Origin of the sequence: Dactylosporangium sp. NPDC049525 (genome assembly GCF_040676755.1) — a bacterium.
Lineage (GTDB): Bacteria > Actinomycetota > Actinomycetes > Mycobacteriales > Micromonosporaceae > Dactylosporangium.
On record NZ_JBFAPO010000050.1, the window covers coordinates 13,979 to 36,830 of the forward strand.

Genomic DNA, 22,852 nt, shown 5'->3' on the forward strand with positions numbered 1-22,852 from the left:
CCCGGCCGGGGGCCGGTTGACCTTTTTGCACCCGGGCCACCGCCCTTTCCGGAACCTGCCGGTCAGGCGAAGACCTCGTGCAGGTGCTCTTCCTGCTCCTTGGACAGGTTGGTGTGCAGCAGCTTCGGCCGCTCGCCGGCGAACGCGTCGCGGACCCGGTCCACCACCACGTCGGTGGTGAGCAGGAACAGCGCCGACGTGCCGGGCTGGATCTCCTCGCGGGTCCGCTTGATGAAGTCGTCGTCGATGCCGACGTCGGTGAGCGAACCGGCGATCGCGCCGGCCGCCGCGCCGACAGCGAGACCGAACAGTGGGATCAGGAAGATCAGGCCGAACAGCATGCCCCAGAACATGCCGCCGAGCGCACCGCGCGCGGTGAGGTTGTGCAACTGCCGGGTCTTGGGCTTGCTGGAGTCCGCCTCCCACGAGACCGTTGCGGCGTCCTCGATCCTCACCAGGCCTTCCTTCGACAGCTGCTGGAGCTTCTCAGCGGCCCTCTCGGCGCCTTCCGGCGTTTCGAACTTCCAGACGGTCAACGTGGCCATCGCCGTGCTCCATTCCGTGACGTGGGTCGACATGTAGATCGAGCGTCGCGGCGCCGGACGACGTGCCGCCCCACCTGTGCGGAGTGACGATGTGCCCGCTGGCCGATCACCCCGCCGGGGTGAGGACGCATCACTCTGACAGCCAGCAGGATTCCTGCCATGAACGAACTGCGGGCGGCCCTGATGGTGACTGCTGCACCATCCGCGATGGTCCGCCCGTTCCCGCCAGCCGCGGGCGTCACGTCGTCGGTGGTCCCCGACGTGACGACCCAGCTGGAGCGCCAGGTGAACACCGTTGAGCAGGGGGTACTCAACGGGGCAGGAGGAGCGGTGGACACGGCCCGCATCCTGCGCACCGGACGCTCTTCAGCGAGGGCGGCGGGAGCCGATGGGTGGGCGGCTGATCCGGAGGAGGCCGCCCACCCATCGCAAGTCACCACAGGCGTCTGACACCGAAGGACGGCGCGAGAGGCGCCGACGCGCTCCCAGGCCCGCGTCGGCGCCTCAAGCGTGTCCGCACGAAGCATGAAGAAGGTGGCTGCCACGGGGGCAGCCACCTTCTCCTGTGTTGCGTGCGGAACCCGTGTTTATCCCGTGTTATGTGGAACCCCTCGGGTTCAGATCACGCCGTAGTCCGAGGTCGGAGCGGCGTGCGCGCCGCGTGGAGGATCGGACCAGCGGCCCGTGTCGGCGTGCCGGCCGGTCGCCTCGCCCATGTCGCCGTAGCGGGGGAACTCGCCCTGACCCGCGTCGCCGCCGTGCCGTGCGGTCTCGCCGGGACGGGCGGTCTCGCCGGGACGGGCCGGCTCGCCCGGGTGGGCACCCTCGTTCGGCCTGGCCGTCGCACCCGGCCGCCCCGACTGGTAGGGCCCGACCGGCGGGTACGGCCCGACGTTCGTCCCGGACGTCGGACTCGACGGCGGCCCGGAGCTGTAGGTGGGCGCGCCGGACGGGCGGGCCGACGGGTGGCTCGGCGAGGTCGGCGAGTTCATCGGGATGCCGGCGCCCTGGCCCTGATAGTCGGGCTGGTACTCGGGCTGGTATTCGGGCTGGAACTCGCGGGGCTGCTCGCGGTCGGCACGGTGGACGCCCGGCGGCGCTCCCGCCGCCGTCATCGCCGCCGTGGCCGCGGCGGGCTCCAGCGAGTCGCTCCAGTGCACCGTGAGCGCGAACAGGACCACCACGCTGAGCGTGATCATCAGCAGCGACCACACCGGGTACGCGCCGAGCGAGCCGACCTGGATCAGCATGTGCAGCGCCACGATGACGATCGCCGCCACCCGGGCGACGGTGTTGCGGGCCAGCAGCCCGATCCCGGCGGCCAGCAAGAGGGCGCCGAAGGCCAGCATGAGGATGCCCCAGCCGGTCAGGTTGACGACGACGAGACTGTCGCCGTCGATGAACGCCACCTGGTTCTGCAGCAGCGCGACGAGCCCTTCGAGCACGTTGAGGAGCCCGAGCACGACGAGCATGACGGCCGCGAAGGTGACCCAGCCGAACCACACGGTTCTGCTCTTGGTCATGACCTCTGTGTTCCTTCCTCTGCACGAGCGGGACACCGGCAGGAGGGCAGGGTTGGCAGGTCAGACCCAGGGGAGCAGGTTCGTCGTCCGGCCGCGGCGGACAAGAGAGGAGGCGCCGCGGCCGGATCCGGCGAAGCTCGTGTGGCGACCTCCCTCCCTTGCGGAAATTGCGAACCGGTGCTTTTGGAACCGAACGTTGCCGTGGATCCGGATGACCGGGCATCACCCTGGATGTGTGAGTTGGGGTGCCCGTTCATCGATCAATCCATCGACGAACTGGCCGTCACCCGCACCGGGTGAGGACTTCTCACCCGGCGGCGCCAGCACAATGCGGTCGTGGAGATGGCCTGGATACCTGGTGGCACCTTCGCCATGGGTGCGGATGGCTTCTATCCGGAAGAGGCGCCGGTGCGCAAGGTCACCGTCGACGGCTTCTGGATCGACTCGCATCCCGTGACGAACGCCGAATTCGCCCTGTTCGCGCAGGAGACCGGCTACGAGACCGTAGCGGAGCGACAACCCGAGCCGGGCGGCATGCCTGGCTCGATGGTGTTCGTGCAGCCGCCCGGTCCGGTGCCGCTGCGCGACTGGCGGGTCTGGTGGGAGTTCCGCCCCGGAGCTGCCTGGCGACATCCGTGGGGCCCGGACTCCTCGATCCGCGGCAGGTCCGCGCACCCGGTGGTGCACGTCGCCTACGAGGACGCCGCCGCGTACGCCCGATGGGCCGGCAAGGACCTGCCCACCGAGGCGGAGTGGGAGTTCGCCGCTCGTGGCGGGCTCGAGCAGGCGGTGTACCCATGGGGTGACGACCCCGAGCCGGGACGTGCCAACATTTGGCAAGGCATCTTCCCCTGGCTCGACCGCAGCGACGGCGGGCACGGCACCAGCCCGGTCGGTGCGTTCGCCGCCAACGCATACGGACTCTTCGACGTGGTCGGCAACGTGTGGGAGTGGACGTCGGACTACTACCGGTCCGGCAACGCCCGCTTCGATCTGGGTGACGATCCTCTCCAACCGCAGGGTGAGGTCGCGGACAACCCCCGCGTCGACACTCCGGCAGGGGCGGCCGTCTATGCCAGCCGGGTCGTCAAGGGTGGTTCCTACCTGTGCTCCACCGGCTATGACCACCGGTTCCGGCCCGCCGCCCGGCAGCCGGAAGCGGTCGACAACGGCAGCTGTCACGTCGGGTTCCGCTGCGTGCGCCGGCTCGGGTGAGCACGCAGCGTCATTTGTTCACCCCCTACGGGTGAGGCGTCCTCACCTTTAATCGCCCCACAATCCCGTGGTCATCCGCCGTGCTGCGGTGGGTGGGAGGGGGCGAAATACGTTGGGGCAGAAGACGCTTGTTGACACCATCACCCGTCCCGCGCTGCACTTCGCAGTGCCTGAGCCGCCCCGCTATCACGTGCCACGACCGCGTCTTCTGGACGCGTTGGATCGGGCGGTGGCGGGGCCTTTGACATTGATCTCCGCTCCGGCGGGGTGGGGCAAGACCACTCTGCTGGCAGAGTGGGTCGCGGCCGGGAGGGTGCCCTGGCCGCTGGCGTGGTTGACGGTCGAGGCGCACCACGGCCCACGCTTTTGGGAACACGTGCTCGGTGCGGTCGCAGCGGCAACTGCGGAGCACCAGGTCACCGCGGCACCCGCCGACGGTGGCGAGGCACTCGACGAACTGATCGTGCTGTTGCGCCGGCCGGGCCCACCGGTCGTCGTGATCCTGGACGACCTGCAGGAACTGTCCGTCCCGCGGGTGTGGGGTGAGCTCGAGACGCTGCTTTCCCAAGCGGGTGACCGCCTGCGTCTCGTCATCGCCTGCCGGACCGACCCGGCGCTCACCCTGTACCGGTTCCGCATCCGCGGCGCGCTCGCCGAGCTGCGCAACGGGACGCTGGGATTCACGCTCGACGAGACCGCGCAGATGCTCAACGCGCACGGGGTCCGGCTCGCCGAGTCGGCGCTGGTGGAGTTGCACGCGGTGATGCGTGGCTGGGCGGCGGGACTGCGACTCGCCGCCCTTGCCGTGCAGGGACACCCGGAGCCCGACAGCCTGGTGCCGCGCTTCGCGTTGCAGGACCGGGCGCTGGGGGAGTACCTGGTCGGCGAGGTCTTCGACACCCTGCCGGAGGACATCCGCGAGGTCGTCCTGTGCACCTCGGTGCTCGACCAGGTCAGCGCCGAGCTCGTGGAGGCGCTGACCGGGCGGGTCGACGGCGCGCGCATCCTGGCGCAGCTGGAACATTCGAACCTGTTCGTCGTGCAGGGCAGCGGCAACGCCGGCATGTACCGGTGCCATCCGCTGTTCGGGCTGATGCTCTACGACGAACTGCGCCACCGCCGGCCGGAACAGGTCCGCCAGCTGCACCGGCGGGCCGCGGACTGGTTCGCCGCGCACGACCTGCCGGCCGACGCGCTGCGGCACGCGCTCGCCGCCCGCAACTGGGGCCAGGCCTCGGACCTGCTGGCGACGAGCTGGCAGGAGCTGGTGCCGGGGGCGCGGCTGCGCACCATCAAGGAGCTCGTCCCGCCGCCGCCCCAGGAGGTCCGCAACGATCCGCGGCTCGCCCTGGCGTTTGCGGCGGAGCGGCTCGACGCCAGCGACCCGCAGGGCACGGAGACGTTCCTGCACCTGGTCGACCGCTCCCAGCACACGCTGGTCGAGTCGGCCCGGGTGGCGCTGCGGCCGATCGTCGACAGTTTCCGCATGGCCGAGGCGCACCAGTCCGGCAAGCCCGAGCTGATCCTGGCCACGGCACCGCTGCTGCTGCGCGACGACATGGGCCTCGACGACCAGGACACCGCCCGGATGCGAGCGCTCGCGCTCGTCGCCGTCGGCGGTGCCCGGCTGCTGCAGGGTGACCTGGCGGCCGCGGAGCTCGCCCTGACGGAGGCGCTGAACCTGGCCCGCCGCTGCGGCGGCGTCCAGTCCCAGCTCGCCGCGCTGCGGCAACTCGCGCAGCTCAACGCGACCCGCGGCCGGTTGTCCGCGGCGATGCGCTACGGCAAGGAGGCCCTGGCCCTCGCCGACCGCGAGGGACAGACCCAGGGCAGTGACGTGGTCTGGGCCCAGCTCACCGTCGCCGAGGTCTGCTACCTGCAGGCCCGGGTACGCGCGGCCGAGCACTACCTGGACCGTGCCCTGGACGGCGGCGGACTCGCCGACCCGGGCCTGGTGGCGGTGGCGACGATGTCCCGGGCGCACATCCGGGCCGCCGCCGGCGACGCCAGGGCCGCCTGTACCGAGCTCGCCGCGATCCGTCGGCAGCTCGCGGACTGGCGGTACACCGCGCGGCTGCAGCACTGCGTCACGCTCGCCGAGGCCGAGCTGCGGCTCGCCGCCGGCGACGTGGAGGCGGCCAAGCGGCTGCTCAACCTGGAGGTCGTGGACCTCCTGGCGCCGTGGCTGGGTGTGGTGCGCGCGAAGGCGCACCTCGCCGAGCGACGCCCGGCGGCGGCGCTCGGCGCGGTCCAGCCGTTCCTGGAGTACACCACCGGTTCGCTGGTGTGGACGGTCGACGCCAACCTCACCTGCGCCCGTGCGCTGCGTGCCCTCGGCGACCGCTCCAAGGCCGGCCGGGCCCTCGAACAGGCGCTGCGCTGCGCCGAGGACGAGGGCATCCGCTGGCCGTTCGTGGCCGGCGGCCAGCCGGTCCGGGAGCTGCTGGTGACCTACCTGCCGGCGGGCAGCGGTTACCGCGGCGTCGCCGAGGACATCGCCACCGAGCTCAACGGCTTCGGCCGCCCGGCGGCGGTGGCGGGCGAACTGGCCGAACCGCTCACCGAACGCGAACTGGCCGTCCTGCGCTACCTGCAGGGCACCTTGTCCGCGGGCGAGATCGCCTCGATGCTCTACGTGTCCGTCAACACGGTGAAGACGCACATGAAGAACATCTACCGCAAGCTGGGGGTCGGCCGGCGGCGAGAGGTGATCGAACGGGCCCGCGAACTGAACCTGCTGTAGCCAGTTCGCGCAGACAGAAAGGGCGGCTCCCGGGAAACCGGGGGCCGCCCTTCTGTCGTGCGCCTGCCTTGCGTCTTGCGTCTTGAGCGCCTTCGCCGGTGAGCCGGGTGAGCCGGTGACGTCGGTGAGCCGGTGACGCCGGTGAGAGAGCCCGCAGCGCCCCCGTGCCGAACGCTGCGCGGACAGACAGCGGACAAGACAGCGGACAGACAACAGCGGCGCCCACATCGTTGTGGGCGCCGCTGTCAGCGGTGGGGCTGTTCGAGCTACTTGTTGACGTACGGGCGGGCGCCGATGGCGACGAGCTCCTCGACGATCTCCTCGTCGTCCTCGACCATCACGCCCTCGATGATTGCGGTGTCGGCCTGCGCGGCGATCAGCACCGGCAGCGGGTCCATGAGCGGGTCGAGGGAGGCGCGCTGGTAAGGCACCAGCGACTCCTCGACCGGCTCCGCCAGCACCATCGGGACGGTGGCGTGCCCGACCGCGCGGACCCAGGAGGTGGGCGAGTCGAAGTCGATGACGTCCACGTCCGGGTCCATACCCGCGTCCAGGTCCGTGCCGCCCGAGGGCTCGAGCTCCTCGACGATGTCCACCAGGATCACGTCCTCGTGCCGCACGATCGGGCGGCCGGCCTTGTGGCGGCCCCGGTACCGGTCGGAGCGGCTGTTGCGCCGCAGCGCGAGCTTCGTGACCGACGCGATCGGCATCTCCTCCGGCTCGGCGTCGGGATCGGACCTGCGACCCTTCGGCACCGTGAGGACGAACAGGATGATCACGTCGAGGGTGATCATGAGCAGCGACCACGCCGGGTAGGCCCGGAGCATGGCGAGCTGCGAGATCGCGTGCAGGGCGACGACGCTGACCGCGGCGGTCCGGGCGCTGCCCTTACGCGCGCGCAGCGCGATCCCGGTGACGCCGAGCAGCACGCCGAGCGTCACCGTCGCGGTCGCCCAGGTGGTGGCGCTGGTGAATGCGACGTCATTCCTGTCGAAGCCGATCCCACCGCTGGCGAATCCCACCAGCAGTCCTTGCGAGACGTTCAACGTGCCGACGAGCGCGAGCATCGTCGTTCCGAACGTGGTCCATTCCTTCACCACACCGCCACCGCTGTCCATCCGCCGTACTCTCCCTACTGCCTCTGCCGTCTGCTGAATCGGTTTCACCTGGGGGAAAGTGGCAGGAAATACGTGCGGGCCGTGCCGGCCCCGGTCGAAACCAGGACCGGCACGGCCTATCTCCCCCGTTGTTATCTGTTCCCCCCGGAACAGGCCCGGATGGCCGTTCCGGACGCGCCGCCCGCGCGCCCGAAACGTCCACGTCGTGCCTGGGAACATGATTGGAGGGAGGCGGGTGATCAGGGATCACCCTCGATGGGTGAGGTTCCGGGTCATCTGGCCACCGGCTCGGCGGCCAACAGGCAGGCGTCGTCGTCGGGGTTGCCGCGCCGGGCACCGTCCAGCGCACGGTCCATCCGCTCGTCCGGCGCGGAGGCGCACATCGCGGCCCGCACGTCGTCGACGAGTCCCTGCACGCCCTGGTCGATGGCCTGGTCACGGCGTTCGACGACGCCGTCGGTGTACATGAAGAGCAGCTCGCCGGGTTCGATCCGCACGGCGGCGTGCGGGTACGCGGCGCCGAGCTCGACGCCGAGCGCCATGCCGGGCGGCTGGCGCAGCGGTCCGACGCCGTCGGCGTTGGCGCGCAGGATCGGCAGGTGGCCGGCGCGGGCCCAGACGAGCATCCGGTCGGCGGGGCGGAAGCGGCCGCAGACCGCGGTCGCGAGCATCGTCGTGCGGCGCCGGCACAGCATCCGGTTGAGGGCGGCGAGGATCGTGCCGGGTTCGTCACCGGCGAGTGCGAGGGCCGTCATCGACGCCCGGAGTTGGAGCATCGTGCCGGCCGCGTCGGGGCCGTGGCCCATGACGTCGCCGACGGCGAGCATCACGTCGCCGCCCGGCAGGGCGATTCCGAGGAACCAGTCACCCCCGACGCCGGCGATCGTGTCGGCGACCGCGTACCGCACACCGACCCGGACACCGTTGACCGCAACATCCGTCGTCACCACGTCACACCCCTGAGCCTTCGGCGGTCGCCGGCCGGAGCACCGGCAACCGCCCATATCGTGGCCCTCACGGCCGGGTGGGTGGCTCGCCCGGAAAGGGTGGTTGGCGGCGGTGCCCGCACCACACCACCGGGTGAGGGCTTCGACGTGGGTCTCAGAGCAGGCTGAGCTCCCTGGCGCGGCGCACCGCGTCGCGCCGCCGGCTGACGCCGAGCTTGCGGTACACGTGCCGCACGTGGGTCTTCACGGTGTTGGTCGACACGCTGAGCACGGCGGCGATCTCGGCGATCGACAGCATGCTGCGCAGGTACAGCAGCACCTGCGACTCCTTCTCGGTGAGTGGGTCGGTCATGGTGGCGCCGGCCGGCGCGGTCCACGCCGCGAGGCTGTCCGCACCCCCGCCGAGAGCCGCCGCAGCCGGCGGGGGTGCACCGGCCGGGGACGCCCCGGTGGCCGGCGGCACGTCAGGCACCGGCGGGCCGGCGGGCAGCGCACCGGTGGGCGGCACCGCGGGAGGCTGCGTCGCGGAGGGCTGTGGCACGGAAGGCTGCGTCGCGAGCGGCTGCGCGCGGGTGTCGGCCATGCCGTACCGGTCGTCGCGTTCCAGCTCACGTGGGCGGGTGACGGCCTCACGCGGGCGAGAGACGGCCAGCACCGGCGGTGCCGCGAGCACCTCCGAGATCCAGGTGGCGTGCCCCTGGAACGGCCGGCGGATGCCCTCCGGCCCGGCCATCCGCAGCGCCTGGTCGAGCTGCTCCGACGCGGCGCCGACGTCGCCGAGCTGCCGCAGCGCCTGCGCCAGCAGGACGGTGGCCGAGACCGCGGTGACCAGCGATCCGGGCTTGTTGTCCAGGACCCGGTCGGCCAGCTGCACGGCGGCGGCCGGGCGGCCGTCGGCCAGGTGCAGGCGGCCGAGGGCCAGCAGCGGCTCTTCGGAGCCGGGCCAGCACCGCACCGCCTCGGCGATGACCGTGTGCGCCCGGTCCATCCGGCCCTCGTGCAGGCACAGCTCGGCGTGCAGCGCCCGGGCGGTGACGTCCGCGTAGCGGGGCATCGAGCCGACCCGGCTGTCCAGCAGCGGCTCGAGCGCCTCCAGGGCGCCGGTGTGGTCGCCGCGGTCGAAGAGCAGCAGCGCGAGCGCGATCGCCCCGCTGACCCACCCGTTGGGGTCGGGCACGGCGTTGGCGCTGACGCTCTCCTCGATGTGGAAGCGGGCCTCGTCGAGCTGGCCGCGCTCCCGGCAGACCGTGGCCAGCACCAGCCGGGCGTAGCTGATGTTGCGCGACTCGGCGATCCCCGCGTCGCGGCAGCTGTCCAGGACCCGGCGGGCGCACGCCGCCGCCGCCGACAGCCGCCCGCGGCTGAGGTGCGCGAGCGCCTGCAGGCGGTTGGCCTGCACGGTGAGCAGGTTGAACCCGGACTTGCGGGCCAGGTCGCCGCCGCGTTCCAGCGCGGCGTCGGCCTCGTCGAGCCGGCCACCGGCCACCGCGGCGCCGGCGAAGGTCAGGTGCGCGACGGCGCGGGCCGCGTCGGTGAAGTCCGCGTAGACGTGCTCGCCGGCGGCGTCCTCGGTGCGCTCCAGGAGCCGCGCTGCGGCCTCGCCGGCCCGCTCCGGGTTCTCCGCCGCAGCGGCCTCCGCGAGCCGCATCGCCGCGAGGACCTCGGCCTGCACCGCCGTGGGTGCCTCGCCCATGCCGCGCTCGCCGAGCCTGATGAAGGCGGACATGCCGACCAGGTCGCCGGTGTCGCGGCAGTACAGGGCGAGGGCGAAGGCGAGCAGGGGCCGATCGGCGATGTCCGGCGGCGGCTGCGTCCCGTCCCGCGCCGTCATCGCCCGCGGACCGGATCCGGCCAGCTCGGGCCAGTACTGGACGAATAATCGCTCGGCGGAGACCCAGTCGCTGCCCGCGATGGCGTGCGTCAGGGCGTCGCTGGGCAGGCCGTTGGCCGCATACCAGCCGGCCGCGGCCCGGTGCAGCGCCCGCTCCTCGGCGAACGGCAGCGTGCTGCGCAGTTCGGCGCGCAGCATCGCCCGCAGCAGCCTGCGGTAGCGGTACCAGGAGTGCGAGCCGCCGTAGAAGTTGGCGAGGGCGTTCGCGCGGCTCATCTGGGCCAGCAGCCGGGCGCCGGCGCGGCTGCCGGTGAGCGCCTCGACCAGGCCGGGACACACCGTCTCCAGGATGGAGGTGCGCAGCATGACCTCGCGTATCTCAGGGTCGAGGTGCTGCAGGATCTCCCGCCGGACGTATTCGCTGAGCCCGACCTCCTCGTTGAGCCCGGCCTCGCCGAGGATGATGTCGGTGACCATCCGCTCCGGCTCGTGCCGGCCGACCATCGCCGACAGGATCACCGCGACCGCCGCCGGCCAGCCCTCGGTCACGTGCCAGAGGGCGTAGCGGACGTGCTGGGCCAGGCGCACCCCGTAGCCGTCGGCGAGGCCGGCGACCTCGTCCTGGGTGAGGGCCAGATGGTCGGTGCGCAGCTCGTTGAGCTGGCCGCGGACCCGCCACCGGTACAGCGACAGCGGCGGCTCGGTCCGCGCGAGGATGAGGAAGCTGATCCGGTCGCCGAGGCGGGTGATGAGCCGTTCGAGCCGCCGCAGCACGGTGTGGTTGGTGACGTGGTGCAGGTCGTCGAGGACGACGACGGCGCGTTCGTGGTGGTGGGCGTTGCTCCACGCGTAGGTGGCCGGGTCGACGGCGATGCCGGCGGTGGCGAAGGCGTTCGTCAGCTGCCGCCAGGCGGTGGCGCCGCAGTTGACCTCGAACCGCACGTAGGCGGCGCGGCCAGGGGCACGGCCGGCGTGGATCCAGGAGGCGACCAGGGCGGTCTTGCCCCAGCCGGTCGGCGCGCAGAGCAGGGTCACCGGGTGCGAGACGGCCGCGTCGAGCTGCTCCATGAGCCGCTGCCGCGCAAGGTGTACGGTCGGCAGCTCAGGCGTGTCACCACGCCGCGGGACCACCGTCGCCTCGATCGGGCGGTTCGGCGCGTTCCAGCCGCGGAAGCGTTCTGCGGCGTCGTTGTGCGCCAATTTGTCAAGAGTGCTCTCGCGTGGAACGCCGTGATGGCTCGTGTGCACCGTCACTCCCGAAGACGCGGTTTTCCGACGTGCCGGTCGGCCCTTCCTTGGGGTGGTAATGGTCGGACAACTGACGCCGACCACCATAGATCTCCGGACCGTCCCGAGGGGAGCCTGACATTTGCGCGCGTCGATTGCATAGCTACAAACATTGACGAATATCGCACGGTTGAGCGCTCTACATCTAGACATGCGTCGATTGATATCGCTGGCTTGCCGTACACGGTGTACGCGGTACGTGGACCTATCTACGTATTTTGTCCGGTTATGCTGTCGGTGTCAGTTGTTACTGCGCGTCTTGTGGCTACACAGCGTGAACCCGGCGTCTGAGGGCTTCCGGAGGGCTGCGCGGACGTGTGCGGAATGGCCCGTTTCGACCCGTGGCGAACCCGTGCTGCACGCCTGTGAAGATCGTCCCGCTTAGGGCCCCGGCGTGTCGGCGCGCGAGATACTCAGATCATGTTCGAGCGTTACTCAACACGAACGCGCCAAGGGCGGTTCTGTTGCTGATAATTACAACCGTGTCATCAGCAACACTCCTCTTAGGTGGCAAGTCGATTACTCAATCACATGCCAATCTGCAAGTTGCAATCGCCGTCAACCGGCATAGGGTACATTCCAGGCGCCCGCTGTGACTGGTGTGGCGGCCGCTGCCGTTGCGTCCCCGCTCGGTTGTCGGTTTGGATGGTTCGTCCGCGAATGTTCCAAGACCGGAGGTCCGGTGTACGACCTCAACAGCCTCTCGCTGAGCGAGATCGTGCGCTGCGGAGCCGACGTGCGCACCGCCGCCACCACGGAGGAAGACCTGGCCGGAGCGTTGCGGACCGTCGCGGTCCTGCTGCGCGACCGGCTGCGCGACGGCCACGACGGCCCGCCGGCCTTCGCCTGGCTCCGCCTCACCGCCGGCGATGTGGACGTCACTGTCGGCGATCCGCCGGCCACTGTGCCGTCCGCGCTCGTCCCGCCGGTCCCGGACCCGCCAGTCGCCGTTCCGGCGCCGGTGGTCGTCCACCTCCACGAGGCCGACGACTATCCGGTGCGGGTCGTGCTCGCGGTCGGCGGCGCCGGCCACCGCATCCTCGCCGGCGTCACCGTCCGGCTGGACAAGGAGACCGCGCAGCTGTTCGAGCTGGTCAGCCTCAGTCTCCGGATCGGCCTGCAGCGGCATCAGGGCGCCGGCCCGGCCGAGCGCGAGCAGGCGCTCGGCGACCTGCTCGTCGCCGTGGAGCGGACCGCGGCGGAGCAGGCGACCCGCATGGAGCAGGCCGTCGCCGACCTCGCCGCCTCCGCCGGCCGCCTGCGCCGCAGCCAGCACGAGCTGCGCGAGCGGGAGGCCCGGCTGCGGGAGGAGACCGGCGTCGCCGAGGCGCTGCGCTCCGTCGGCACCGACCTGTCCTCGGAGCTGGACGTGGACCGGGTCGTCCAGCGCGCCACCGACCTGGCGACCAGCCTCACCGGCGCGGCGTTCGGTTCGTTCTTCTACAACGTCACCGACGAACTCGGCGAGTCCTACCTGCTGTACACCCTCTCCGGAGTGCCGAAAGAGGCGTTTGCAAAGTTTCCGATGCCGCGCAACACGAAGGTGTTCGACCCGACGTTCCGCGGCGTCGGGTACATGCGCAGCGACGACATCACCAAGGACCCGCGCTACGGGCACAACGCGCCGTATTCCGGCATTCCCGAGGGGCACCTGCCGGTCGTGAGCTACCTGGCCGTGCCCGTCGTCTCCGCCACCGGCGAGGTGCTCGGCGGCTTCTTCTTCGGCCACCCGCAACCGGCCAGGTTCACCGGACGGCACGAGCGCCTCGCCGTCGGCGTCGCCGGCCACGCCGCGGTGGCGCTCGACAACGCCCGCACCTACCTGCGGCAGCGCAACGCCGCGGTCGAGCTGCAGCGCAGCCTCCTGCCCCGGATCCCGCGGCTGGAAGGGCTCGAGGTGGTCTCGCGGTACCTGCCCGCCGCGAAGGGCATCGAGGTCGGCGGCGACTGGGTCGACCTCGTGCCGCTGTCCGCGGGCCGGGTCGCCCTCGTCGTCGGCGACGTCATGGGCAAGGGCATCCGCGCCGCCGCCGTCATGGGGCAGCTGCGGACCGCGATCCGCTCCTACGCGTCGCTGGACCTCGCCCCGGGTTCGCTGATGCGGCAGCTGAACACGCTGCTCGCGGCCGACCTCGACACGCAGATGGCGACCTGCCTGTATGCCGTCTACGACCTGGTGCACGGCACGCTGACCTACACCAACGCGGGTCACCCGCCGGCCATCGGGGTGCTCGGGGGCCAGCCGTCGCGGCTGCTGACCGGGCCGGTCGGGCCGCCGCTGGGCATCGTCGACTTCCCGTACACCGAGCAGGTCGTCGTCGTGCCGCCCGGTGAGGCGCTGCTGCTGTACACCGACGGCCTCGTCGAACGCAGGGACAGCAACATCGAGGACCGGCTCGCCGACCTCCAGGCGCGCGTCGCCCTGCACCCGCGACCGACCCTGGCCGCCATCGACGACCTCGTCGCCGGGATGGTCGACCCGGCCCACCACGAGGACGACATCGCGGTGCTCTACGTCCGGCAGCCGCCGGCCGAGGTGCCGCGCACCGCCCGGGCGCCCTACCCGGCGTCGGCGGCGCAGAGCCGGGCCGCCCGCCGCTTCGTCGAGGAGACCCTGACCGGGTGGGGTGTGCCCGGCGAGCGGGTCGAGACCGCGGTCGCGGTCGTCGCGGAGCTCTTCGCCAACGCGGCGACCCACGCCCGCACCCGCCACGTCGAGGTGCGCCTGCACCTGCTGCCCGCGCACGTCGCGGTCGAGGTCTTCGACCAGGACAACCGGCTGCCGTTCCTGATCGAGCCGACCTTCGACGACGAGCACCACCGCGGGCTGCACATCGTGCGCGCCACCTCGGACCGCTGGGGCACCCGCGCGGTCGCCGACGGCAAGATCGTCTGGGCGGAGATCCCGCTGCACCCCCGGCAGGCCGTCTGACGGCCGCCGGGGGCTTCACGACGCTCAGCTCTGCAGCCGGGCCAGCTCCTCCTCGACGATCGACTCGTCGAGCTTCTTGAACACCGGCGTCGGCGTCGCCAGGGCGGTGCCCGCGACGATCTCCTGCGAGGTCCACGTCGCGCCGGTCGTGTAGTCGCCGGTCAGGATCGGATACGTGAGGCCGTTGTCCAGGTCCTCGACGTCGACGATCTGCGGCATCGGCGCGTGCACGCCGGTGCCGCCCAGCAGCTCGTGGATCTGCTGCGCCGCGTGCGGCAGGAACGGCGTGAGCAGCGTGTTGCAGTCGCGCACCGCCTGCAGGGCGACGTGCAGCACGGTGCCCATCCGGGCCTTGTCCTCCTTGAGCTTCCACGGCGACTGGTCGGAGAAGTACTTGTTCACCTCGCCGACGATCCGCATCGCCTCGGAGATCGCGGCCTTCTGCCGGTGCTTGGCGAGCAGGTCGCCGACCGAGCCGAACCCGGCGCGGACCGCCTCCAGCAGCGTGGTGTCCTCCGCCGTCAGCTCACCGGCGGCCGGGATCTCGCCGAAGTTCTTCGCGGCCATCGAGATCGACCGGTTGACCAGGTTGCCCCAGCCGGCGACCAGCTCGTCGTTGTTGCGGCGGCGGAACTCCGCCCAGGTGAAGTCGGTGTCGGTCGCCTCCGGGCCGGCCACCGCGATGAAGTAGCGCAGCGCGTCGGCGTCGTAGCGCTCCAGGAAGTCCCGCACGTAGATGACAACCCGCCGGGAGGAGGAGAACTTCTTGCCCTCCATCGTCAGGTACTCCGACGACACCACCTCGGTCGGCAGGTTGAGCGCGCCCAGCGAGCCCGGCTTCGGCGCCGAGTAGCCCAGCAGGATCGACGGCCAGATCACCGAGTGGAAGACGATGTTGTCCTTGCCCATGAAGTAGAACGCCTCGGCGTCCGGGTCCTGCCACCACTTGCGCCACGCCTCCGGGTCGCCCTGGCGGCGCGCCCACTCGACCGACGCCGACAGGTAGCCGATGACCGCGTCGAACCACACGTAGATGCGCTTGTCGTCGCGGTCGCGCCAGCCGTCGAGCGGGATCGGCACCCCCCACTCCAGGTCGCGGGTGATCGCGCGGGGCTGGAGGTCGGCGATGAGGTTGCGGGAGAACTTCAGCACGTTGGGCCGCCAGCCCTCACGGGTGTCGAGCCAGGCGTTGAGCTGGTCCGCGAACGCGGGCAGGTCCAGGAAGAAGTGCTCGGTCTCCACGAACTCCGGCGTCTCACCGTTGATCTTCGACCGCGGGTTGATGAGCTGATCCGGGTCGAGCTGGTTGCCGCAGTTGTCGCACTGGTCGCCGCGGGCGCTGTCGTAGCCGCAGATCGGGCAGGTGCCCTCGATGTACCGGTCCGGCAGCGTCCGCCCCGTCGACGGCGACCGGGCACCGAGGGTGGTCTTCGCGACGATGTACCCGTTGTCGTGCAGGCCCTGGAAGAGCTCCTGGACGACCTGGTAGTGGTTGCCGGTGGTGGTGCGGGTGAACAGGTCATACGTCAGGCCGAGCCCGTGCAGATCCTCGACGATGACGCGGTTGTACCGGTCGACGAGCTCGCGCGGGGTCACCCCCTCGGCGTCGGCCTGGACCTGGATCGGGGTGCCGTGCTCATCGGTGCCGGAGACCATCAGCACGTCATGACCGGCCATCCGCATGTAGCGGCTGAACACGTCGGAAGGCACTCCGAAGCCGGACACGTGACCGATGTGGCGCGGCCCGTTGGCGTAAGGCCAGGCGACCGCGGCGAGAACACGACTCATGACCTGCAAGCGTAGTGACCCGCTCCCTCGTTCGGCGAACGGATAGTTTCTCCCGACACGCTAGGTGACGTCCGAAATCTCCGGTATCGCCCGTTGTCCAATGGGACGGTGAGCGAAGAAGCAGCGTGGTGGCGTGGCCAGGCCGCCGGGATCCCACCCAAGGCCCTGGACTCCGACGGGTTTCCGTTGTGGCCCACCACGACGACCACGACGGTCCGGGCACCGACCGCCGAGCCTGCCCGCGACCTCGTGCCGGCCGATCCCGCCGGCCTCGCCCCCGACCTCGCCGACCCCGGCGCCTACGACGCGGGCGCCACGGCGGTCATCGAACACCTGCAACTGGCCACCGACCACCTGGAGCAGACCGCGGCACAACTGTCCGACGCGCAGGTGTCCGACGCGCAGCTGTCCCACGTGCAGTCGTCCCACACGCAGCTCTCCGACGTCGGCGAGCTCTGGCCGCCGCCCGCGATGCGCGTCATGCGCCAGCCCCGCGACGCCGCCCGTACCTCACCGCCACCGAAGCGCCCGCCGCGGAAGGTCCGCCACTCCCGCAACCCCCTCGTCGGCCTGCCCGCGATGCTGGTGATCGCCCTGCTGGCCGGCTTCTTCGCCTGGACCAGCGCCGAACCCTTCTGGCTCGACATGGGCCAGGGCGAGCGCGGCCAGGCCCAGATCACCCGCTGCAGGGGCGACGGCGTCCTGCGCCGCTGCTACGCGACGTTCCAGTCCGAGGCGCATCCGGCGGTCGCGGGTGTACCCCTCGTCGGCGCCGACGACGCTCCCGGCACCGTCCTCGACGCACGGATGCGCGACGGTGGCCGGATCGCCTACGCCGGCAACCCCTCCGGCCTGCGCGTCCGCTGGACGGTCGGCCTGGCCCTGATCCTGCTGTGCGGCGCCGCCCTGTGCTGGGCCACCGGCGCCGGCCGCCTCGGCCGCTTCCGCACCCGCCTGGCCGCCTACGCGCTGACCGTAGCGGCCCCGCTGCTGCTCGGCGTCGGCGTCCTCATGGCCAGCTACTAGCCGCTGGAACTTTCACGCATGGGCGGCGGCGTAGACCTCGCGCCTCGGCAGGCCGAAGCGGGTGGCCACCTCGGTGATCGCGTCCTTCTTCGAGGTGCCGGCGGCGACCAGCTCGGCGACCGAGGCGGACAGGGCCGCGTCGGTGGGGCGTTCCAGGGTGATCGCGGGTGCGCCGCCGACGACGAGGGTGATCTCGCCGCGGGCCGATCCGGCGTCCTGTGCCAGTTCGCCGAGGGTGCCGCGGCGGATCTCCTCGTAGGTCTTGGTCAGTTCGCGGCACAGCGCCGCCGGGCGGTCGGCGCCGAAGGCGGCGGCCAGGTCGCGCATGGTGTCCTCGACGCGGTGCGGGGACTCGAAGAAGACGAGGGTCCGCGGCTCGGCGGCGAGCGACGCGAAGTACGTACGGCGCTCACCCTGTTTCCGGGGTGGGAAACCCTCGAAGCAGAACCGGTCGCAGGGCAGCCCGGACACGGCGAGCGCGGTCGTGACGGCGCTCGGGCCCGGTGCGACGCTCACCGGTACACCCAACGCCACCGCCGCCCGGACCAGCCTGAATCCGGGGTCGGACACGCTGGGCATGCCGCCGTCCGTGACGACCGCGACGGTCGTCCCGGCCGCGAGCAGGTCCGCGAGCTCCGGGGTGCGGCGCTCCTCGTTGCCCTCGAAGTAGCTGACGAGCCGGCCGCCGATGGTGACGCCGAGGGCCTGGGCGAGGCGGCCCAGCCTGCGGGTGTCCTCGGCGGCGACGACGTCGGCGGTGGCGAGGATCGACCGCAGGCGGGGCGAGGCGTCCTCGGGATTGCCCAGCGGAGCTCCGAGCAGAATCAATGGCACATGTGCGATGGTGGCATCCCACCGCCTACGATCGCGCAATGACCTCGGTGCTGACCGACGCAAGCGAGACGCCGCCGCAGGCGGTTGAGCCGTCCCCGGCCCGCCCGGTCGCCGACGCGGTGCGTCGCCGGCTCGCCCGGCCCGGGCCCGCCACGCCGGGGTTCTGGCTGGCGGCGATCCTGATCACCGGGGTCGGGCTGCTGCTGCGGATGGTGAATCTGGCGCATCCGAAGGAGACGGTGTTCGACGAGGTGTACTACGCCAACGAGGCGTGGGACCTGTTGCAGCACGGGGTCGAGTGGAACCCGGAGGACGGCACCCCGCAGTACGTGGTGCACCCGCCCCTCGGTAAGTGGATGATCGGGCTGGGCGAGCAGGTCTTCGGGTACAACTCGTTCGGGTGGCGCATCGCGGCGGTCACCGTCGGGGTGGTGTCGATCCTGCTGATCGTCCTCGCCGCGCGGCGGCTGTTCCGCTCCACGCTCCTCGCCGCGACGGCGGGGCTGCTGATGTCCCTGGACGGCATGCACTTCGTGCTGTCGCGGGCGGCGCTGCTGGACATCTTCCTCATGTTCTGGATCGTCGTCGCGTTCTACTTCCTGGTCCTGGACCGCGAGCAGCGCCGGGCCAGGTGGCTCGCGGCGCTGGAGCGGGGGATCGACCCGAGCCGGCCCGGTGCCGGCAACCGGCCTCGCCTCGGGATTCCCTGGTACCGGCTGGCCTGCGCCGTCTCCCTCGGCCTCGCCTGCGGCGTCAAGTGGAGCGCGCTCTGGTATGTGCTGCTCTTCGTCGCGCTCACGCTGATCTTCGACATCAGCGCCCGCCGCGCGGCCGGGTCGCGGCACTCGATCCGCGACGGCATCCTCGACGACGGCGGCTGGATCTTCGCCGTCTTCGGCCTCGCATTGGTGGCGTATCTCGCTACCTGGACCGGCTGGTTCCTCTCCGACGAGGGGTACTTCCGCCACTGGTACGCGCAGACGAACGGCCTGACGCAGGACCGCCTGCTCGACCCGCTGGTCAACCTGTGGCACTACCACCAGGAGGCGTACAAGTTCCACACCGGGCTGAGCACGAAGCACCAGTACCAGTCGTGGCCGTGGATGTGGCTGCTGCTGGGCCGCCCGGTCGCGTTCTACTGGAACACCGACGGGCCGTGCGGCGCGAGCAGCTGCGCGTCGGAGATCCTGCTGCTCGGCACGCCGGTGCTGTGGTGGTCGTTCCTGCCGGCGCTGATCGCCCTCGGCTGGCTGGCGATCGCCCGCCGCGACGGCCGCGCCTGGCTGATCATGGTGTGCGCCCTCGCCGGGATCGTGCCGTGGTTCCAGTCGATGCCCGAGCACCGCACGATGTTCTACTTCTACGCCCTGCCGGCCGAGCCGTTCCTGGTCCTCGCCGTGGTGTACGTGCTCGGCGCCATCATCGGCCCGCCGCGGCACGTGAAGCCCGACAGCGACCACCGGCTGATCGGGTCGATCGTCGCGGGTGCGTACGTCCTGCTCGTTGCGGCCTGTTTCGCGTACTTCTACCCGATCTATAGTGGTATGGACATTACGTACACGGAATGGTTCTCCCGCATGTGGCTCGGATCGCGCTGGGTGTAGCACCACGAGGTGGCTGGGTATCACCACAGTCGACGGACTGCCCTATATTGTTTGCCGCACGGCAAACAAAGGCTTCGGTCGCGGATGGTGAAAGGCTCGCATGTCCGGCGTTGGCTCCATCGAGAAGGCTTTGCGCACCGCACCACCTGATCGCCTGGTGGAGGTGCTCGACGCCCACCTGAGCGCGGCACACGGCACGAAGAGCAGCACCGTGTGGCTGGCGGACTACCGCTCCACCGCGCTCTCGCCGAGTGGCGTCGAACCCGACCACGCGGACGACCAGCTCCCCTCCGCGACTAGGGCGTTCGCCAGCCAGACCATCGTGCTGGAGGCCCGGGAGGGCCAAGCCCTCGCCCGGCTGCACCTGCCGATCAGCGCGTGGGGCGAGCGCGTCGGGGTGCTCAGCGTGGTCCTGGACGCCGGGCGGGCGCAGCAGGCACGCGAAGGACTGCGCGACCTGGCCGGCACGTTCGCGGTGGCGTTGCAGGCGGCGTACCGGCGCACCGACCGCTACCACCTCGACCGGCGGCGCGGCGGCCGGCTGACGATGGCCGCCGAGATGCAATGGGACCTCCTGCCCGCCCGGGGCTACGACCAGCCCGGCGTCAAGCTCGCCGGGCAGCTGGAGCCGGCGTACGCGGTCGGCGGCGACCACTTCGACTGGTCCGTCAACGGCGACTGGCTCACCGTCACCGCCCTCAACGGCATGGGCACCGGCCTGGACGCCGCGCTGCTCACCACCCTCGCGGTCAACGCGATGCGCAACGCCCGCCGGTCCATCCCCGCCGGGCAGAGCGCCCCCGGCGACCTCGCCGACCAGGCCGTCCTCGCCGCCGACGCGATCTCCTCGCAGTACGGCGGCACCCGCCACGTGGCGACCCTCCTGCTGTCGCTCAACATCGTCACCGGCGAGCTGCGCATCGTCGACGCCGGCTCGCCCCGCATGCTCCTGGTCCGCGGCGGCCAGGTCCGCGACATGGTCCTCGACCCGCAGCTGCCGCTCGGCATGTTCGGCGACACCAGATACGTCGAGGAGCACGAACGGGTCCACCCCGGCGACCGGCTCTTCATCGTCAGCGACGGGGTGCACGCCGCCACCCGGCCGAACGAGGCCGCGTACGGTGAGCGTGAGTTGAGCCGTGCCATACGATCGACCCGGTTGCAACCACCGGCCGAGGCCATCGGCAGCGTCATGCGGAGCCTTCGTGACTATCACGCGGGCGCCGAACTCGCCGACGATGCGTTGATCGTCTGTCTCGACTGGTCGCCCAGAGCCGACCCGTGATCCCCGCGAACCCCGGAGGACGACGTGCGGAGCAGACCCTCACCGCACCCGGCCGCCAGTGACGACGCGGCCTCCGTGGCCGCCGCACTGGTCGACGCCGCGGGCCAGGCGCTGGTCCTCGCCACCAGCGCCGCCAACGACAACTCCGGCGTCTCCGCCGCCCAGCTGCGCGTCCTCGGCGTGGTGGACCAGGCCGGCTCGATCAACCTGACCCAGCTGGCGATCGCCCTGCGCACCGCGCCGTCCTCGGCCAGCCGCCTCTGCGACCGCCTCGAGGCGGCCGACCTGCTGCGCCGCACCAACGACGACCGCGACCGGCGCGAGGTGTGGCTGGTCCTGACCCCGACGGCCCGCCACCTGCTCGACAGCCTCGGCCGCCAGCGCCAGGAGACGATCGCCGCCGTCCTGCGCCGGATGTCCCCGGACGACCGCGCCGCCCTGGTCCTGGGCCTCCAGTCCTTCTCCCACGCCGCCGGCACCCCAGTGGTCGCCGACGCCAAGGCCCAAGCCAGCTGAGCTGTGCTGTTTCTTCCGCGGCGGCCTTCGGCCGTCCAGGAGCAGTGGGGGATTCTCACCCCACACCCCCAATGCTCGCTCCGCTCGCACGGCCTGCGCCCAGGGGCGCGGCCGAAACACGCGCATGCGCGCAGCAACCGAAGACCGGTGGTCCGGGTTGCGGGGCACAACAGGTCTGTCGTCCAACTCGCCTGCCCTGCGCGCGAGACGCGGAGGCAGGCCCATCCAAAAAGCATCTCGCGCCAGGACGGACGCAATGACGTGATGCTCCCGGCGCGGTTGTCTTGCTGGAGTGTGGAGGCCAGGGGCATCCAGGGCGCCCTCGGGTCTTCGCACGGCCGCGTGGAGGGGTGGATGGGCCTGCCTCCGCGTCTCGCGCGAATGGCAGGCGAGTTGGACGACAGACCTGGTGAGACGGAAACCTTGACCCGCGGTCTTCGGTTGCCGCGCGCATGCGCGTGTTTCGGCCGCGCCCCTGGGCGCAGGCCGTGCGAGCGAAGCGAGCATTGGGGGTGTGGGGTGAGAATCCCCCACTGCTCTTACGGCCGTCAGGCCGCCGCGGAAGAACTAGTGCTGGCGCGTTCTACCAGGTGGGTTTCCACCATGACGGCGGTGGGGGCGGCGCCGGCGATGCGGGCGAGCAGGAGGCGGACCATTTCCCGGCCCATGGCCTCGACGGGCTGGTGGACGGTGGTCAGGGGTGGGTCGGTCTGGCGGGCGATGGCGACGTCGTCGAAGCCGACCAGGGACACGTCGTCCGGGACGCGCCGGCCCAGCTCGCGCAGGGCCCGCAGGGCGCCGACGGCCATCAGGTCGGAGGCGGCGAAGACGGCGTCGATGTCGGCGTTGCGGGCGAGCAGCTCGTGGATGGCGCGTTCGCCGGAGGCCTCGCTGAAGTCGCCGTAGGCGATGAGGGTCTCGTCGACGGGGGTGCCGGAGCGTTCGATCGCCTCGCGGTAGCCGGCGAGGCGGGACACGCCCGCGGCCATGTCCTGCGGGCCGGCGATTGCGGCGATCCGGCGGCGGTTGCGGTCCAGGAGGTGGCCGACGGCGAGGCGGGCGCCGCCCTCGTTGTCGGCGTCGACGAAGGCGACGTCCGTGTCGGAGGTGAGCATGCGGGCGGGGCGGCCGCCGAGGACGACGGGCAGGCCGCGTCGCTCCAGGAGGCTCGGCAGCGGATCGGCGTCGTGCAGGGACAGCAGCATGACGCCGTCGACGTGCTGGTTGGTGAGGTGGTGTTCGACGCGCTGCCGTTCGGCCGGGGACTGGGCCATGGCGAGCCACAGCTGGAGCTGGGTGTCGGCGAGGGCGGAGCTGACGCCGCGGACGATGCCGGCGAAGAACGGCTCACCGAAGACCCGTTCCTCCGACTCGGACACGACGAGGGCGACGGAGTCGGTGCGCTGCGTGACGAGGGCACGGGCGGCGCGGTTGGGCACGTAACCGAGTTCGTCGATCGCCTTCTGCACGGCCGCCCGCGCCTCCGGGCTCACCTGCGGCGAGCCGTTGACCACGCGCGAGACCGTGCCGCGCCCGACGCCGGCGCGCGAGGCGACCTCGTCGAGCGTGGGACGGCCCGCGGAGCGGGGGCGGCTGTTGGTGGAAGGCACGCCCCATTGTGCGCACACGCCCGCGATCTTGCAGCCGCGGTGCCCGAG

Annotated in this window: 16 protein-coding genes; 8 read left to right on the forward strand and 8 right to left on the reverse strand. The window is 71.5% G+C overall.

The annotated features are described in order from the left end of the window. Nucleotides 1-62 precede the first annotated feature (62 nt). The gene (locus tag AB0K00_RS43640; RefSeq protein WP_363534184.1) at nucleotides 63-545 is read right to left on the reverse strand and encodes a DUF1269 domain-containing protein; all 483 of its coding nucleotides are present in this window, start codon (nucleotides 543-545) and stop codon (nucleotides 63-65) included. 159 nt (nucleotides 546-704) lie between these two features. Here AB0K00_RS43640 and AB0K00_RS43645 point away from each other — a divergent pair, with 159 nt between their 5' ends. Next, nucleotides 705-995, forward strand: a complete 291-nt coding sequence (locus tag AB0K00_RS43645) for a hypothetical protein (RefSeq protein WP_363534187.1) — start codon at nucleotides 705-707, stop codon at nucleotides 993-995. 167 nt (nucleotides 996-1,162) lie between these two features. Here the strand turns inward: AB0K00_RS43645 and AB0K00_RS43650 are convergent, their stop codons facing one another. Further along, nucleotides 1,163-2,068, reverse strand: coding sequence for a hypothetical protein (locus AB0K00_RS43650; protein ID WP_363534190.1), 906 nt, complete (start codon nucleotides 2,066-2,068; stop codon nucleotides 1,163-1,165). 342 nt (nucleotides 2,069-2,410) lie between these two features. Between AB0K00_RS43650 and AB0K00_RS43655 the strand changes: the two genes are divergently transcribed. Then, on the forward strand, nucleotides 2,411-3,283 hold the full coding sequence (locus tag AB0K00_RS43655; protein WP_363534335.1) for a formylglycine-generating enzyme family protein: 873 nt from the start codon (nucleotides 2,411-2,413) through the stop codon (nucleotides 3,281-3,283). 190 nt (nucleotides 3,284-3,473) lie between these two features. After that, nucleotides 3,474-6,026: a LuxR C-terminal-related transcriptional regulator gene (locus tag AB0K00_RS43660; protein WP_363534193.1), complete on the forward strand. Its 2,553-nt coding sequence runs from the start codon at nucleotides 3,474-3,476 to the stop codon at nucleotides 6,024-6,026. A gap of 266 nt (nucleotides 6,027-6,292) precedes the next feature. Here the strand turns inward: AB0K00_RS43660 and AB0K00_RS43665 are convergent, their stop codons facing one another. From AB0K00_RS43665 to AB0K00_RS43675, 3 genes are all read right to left on the reverse strand, one after another. Beyond that, nucleotides 6,293-7,144 carry a hypothetical protein gene (locus AB0K00_RS43665; protein WP_363534196.1) on the reverse strand — a complete coding sequence of 284 codons (852 nt, stop codon included), beginning with the start codon at nucleotides 7,142-7,144 and terminating at the stop codon, nucleotides 6,293-6,295. Nucleotides 7,145-7,416: 272 nt separating this feature from the next. Next, complete coding sequence (locus AB0K00_RS43670) at nucleotides 7,417-8,091, reverse strand: PP2C family protein-serine/threonine phosphatase (protein WP_363534199.1); 675 nt, start codon at nucleotides 8,089-8,091, stop codon at nucleotides 7,417-7,419. 154 nt (nucleotides 8,092-8,245) lie between these two features. After that, complete coding sequence (locus AB0K00_RS43675) at nucleotides 8,246-11,122, reverse strand: LuxR C-terminal-related transcriptional regulator (protein WP_363534202.1); 2,877 nt, start codon at nucleotides 11,120-11,122, stop codon at nucleotides 8,246-8,248. Between the two features lie 769 nt (nucleotides 11,123-11,891). On the opposite strand from AB0K00_RS43675, the gene AB0K00_RS43680 reads away from it, so the two are divergent. Continuing rightward, nucleotides 11,892-14,141: a SpoIIE family protein phosphatase gene (locus tag AB0K00_RS43680; RefSeq protein ID WP_363534205.1), complete on the forward strand. Its 2,250-nt coding sequence runs from the start codon at nucleotides 11,892-11,894 to the stop codon at nucleotides 14,139-14,141. Nucleotides 14,142-14,165: 24 nt separating this feature from the next. Here the strand turns inward: AB0K00_RS43680 and metG are convergent, their stop codons facing one another. Next, nucleotides 14,166-15,929 carry a methionine--tRNA ligase gene (gene metG, locus AB0K00_RS43685; protein ID WP_363534208.1) on the reverse strand — a complete coding sequence of 588 codons (1,764 nt, stop codon included), beginning with the start codon at nucleotides 15,927-15,929 and terminating at the stop codon, nucleotides 14,166-14,168. 108 nt (nucleotides 15,930-16,037) lie between these two features. On the opposite strand from metG, the gene AB0K00_RS43690 reads away from it, so the two are divergent. After that, nucleotides 16,038-16,955, forward strand: coding sequence for a hypothetical protein (locus AB0K00_RS43690; RefSeq protein ID WP_363534211.1), 918 nt, complete (start codon nucleotides 16,038-16,040; stop codon nucleotides 16,953-16,955). A 12-nt stretch (nucleotides 16,956-16,967) separates the two neighbouring features. Here AB0K00_RS43690 and rsmI read toward each other — a convergent pair whose 3' ends face one another. Beyond that, nucleotides 16,968-17,798 carry a 16S rRNA (cytidine(1402)-2'-O)-methyltransferase gene (rsmI, locus tag AB0K00_RS43695; RefSeq protein WP_363534338.1) on the reverse strand — a complete coding sequence of 277 codons (831 nt, stop codon included), beginning with the start codon at nucleotides 17,796-17,798 and terminating at the stop codon, nucleotides 16,968-16,970. Between the two features lie 29 nt (nucleotides 17,799-17,827). Between rsmI and AB0K00_RS43700 the strand changes: the two genes are divergently transcribed. The 3 genes from AB0K00_RS43700 to AB0K00_RS43710 all read left to right on the forward strand — a co-directional run bounded on the left by AB0K00_RS43700 (nucleotide 17,828) and on the right by AB0K00_RS43710 (nucleotide 21,194). Then, nucleotides 17,828-19,393, forward strand: a complete 1,566-nt coding sequence (locus AB0K00_RS43700) for a phospholipid carrier-dependent glycosyltransferase (RefSeq protein WP_363534214.1) — start codon at nucleotides 17,828-17,830, stop codon at nucleotides 19,391-19,393. A gap of 100 nt (nucleotides 19,394-19,493) precedes the next feature. Continuing rightward, nucleotides 19,494-20,678 (forward strand): PP2C family protein-serine/threonine phosphatase, encoded by a 1,185-nt coding sequence (locus AB0K00_RS43705; RefSeq protein WP_363534217.1) that lies wholly within the window; start codon nucleotides 19,494-19,496, stop codon nucleotides 20,676-20,678. A 24-nt stretch (nucleotides 20,679-20,702) separates the two neighbouring features. Continuing rightward, nucleotides 20,703-21,194: a MarR family transcriptional regulator gene (locus AB0K00_RS43710; protein ID WP_363534220.1), complete on the forward strand. Its 492-nt coding sequence runs from the start codon at nucleotides 20,703-20,705 to the stop codon at nucleotides 21,192-21,194. Between the two features lie 548 nt (nucleotides 21,195-21,742). Here AB0K00_RS43710 and AB0K00_RS43715 read toward each other — a convergent pair. Continuing rightward, nucleotides 21,743-22,804, reverse strand: a complete 1,062-nt coding sequence (locus AB0K00_RS43715; protein WP_363534222.1) for a LacI family DNA-binding transcriptional regulator — start codon at nucleotides 22,802-22,804, stop codon at nucleotides 21,743-21,745. Between the last annotated feature and the right edge of the window lie 48 nt (nucleotides 22,805-22,852).

Coding starts and splice junctions, on each gene's coding strand:
- AB0K00_RS43700 (WP_363534214.1), top strand. CDS start 17,828: ATGACCTCGGTGCTGACCGACGCAAGCGAGACGCCGCCGCAGGCGGTT.
- AB0K00_RS43655 (WP_363534335.1), top strand. CDS start 2,411: ATGGCCTGGATACCTGGTGGCACCTTCGCCATGGGTGCGGATGGCTTC.
- metG (WP_363534208.1), bottom strand. CDS start 15,929: ATGAGTCGTGTTCTCGCCGCGGTCGCCTGGCCTTACGCCAACGGGCCG.
- AB0K00_RS43665 (WP_363534196.1), bottom strand. CDS start 7,144: ATGGACAGCGGTGGCGGTGTGGTGAAGGAATGGACCACGTTCGGAACG.
- AB0K00_RS43650 (WP_363534190.1), bottom strand. CDS start 2,068: ATGACCAAGAGCAGAACCGTGTGGTTCGGCTGGGTCACCTTCGCGGCC.
- AB0K00_RS43645 (WP_363534187.1), top strand. CDS start 705: ATGAACGAACTGCGGGCGGCCCTGATGGTGACTGCTGCACCATCCGCG.
- AB0K00_RS43705 (WP_363534217.1), top strand. CDS start 19,494: ATGTCCGGCGTTGGCTCCATCGAGAAGGCTTTGCGCACCGCACCACCT.
- AB0K00_RS43640 (WP_363534184.1), bottom strand. CDS start 545: ATGGCCACGTTGACCGTCTGGAAGTTCGAAACGCCGGAAGGCGCCGAG.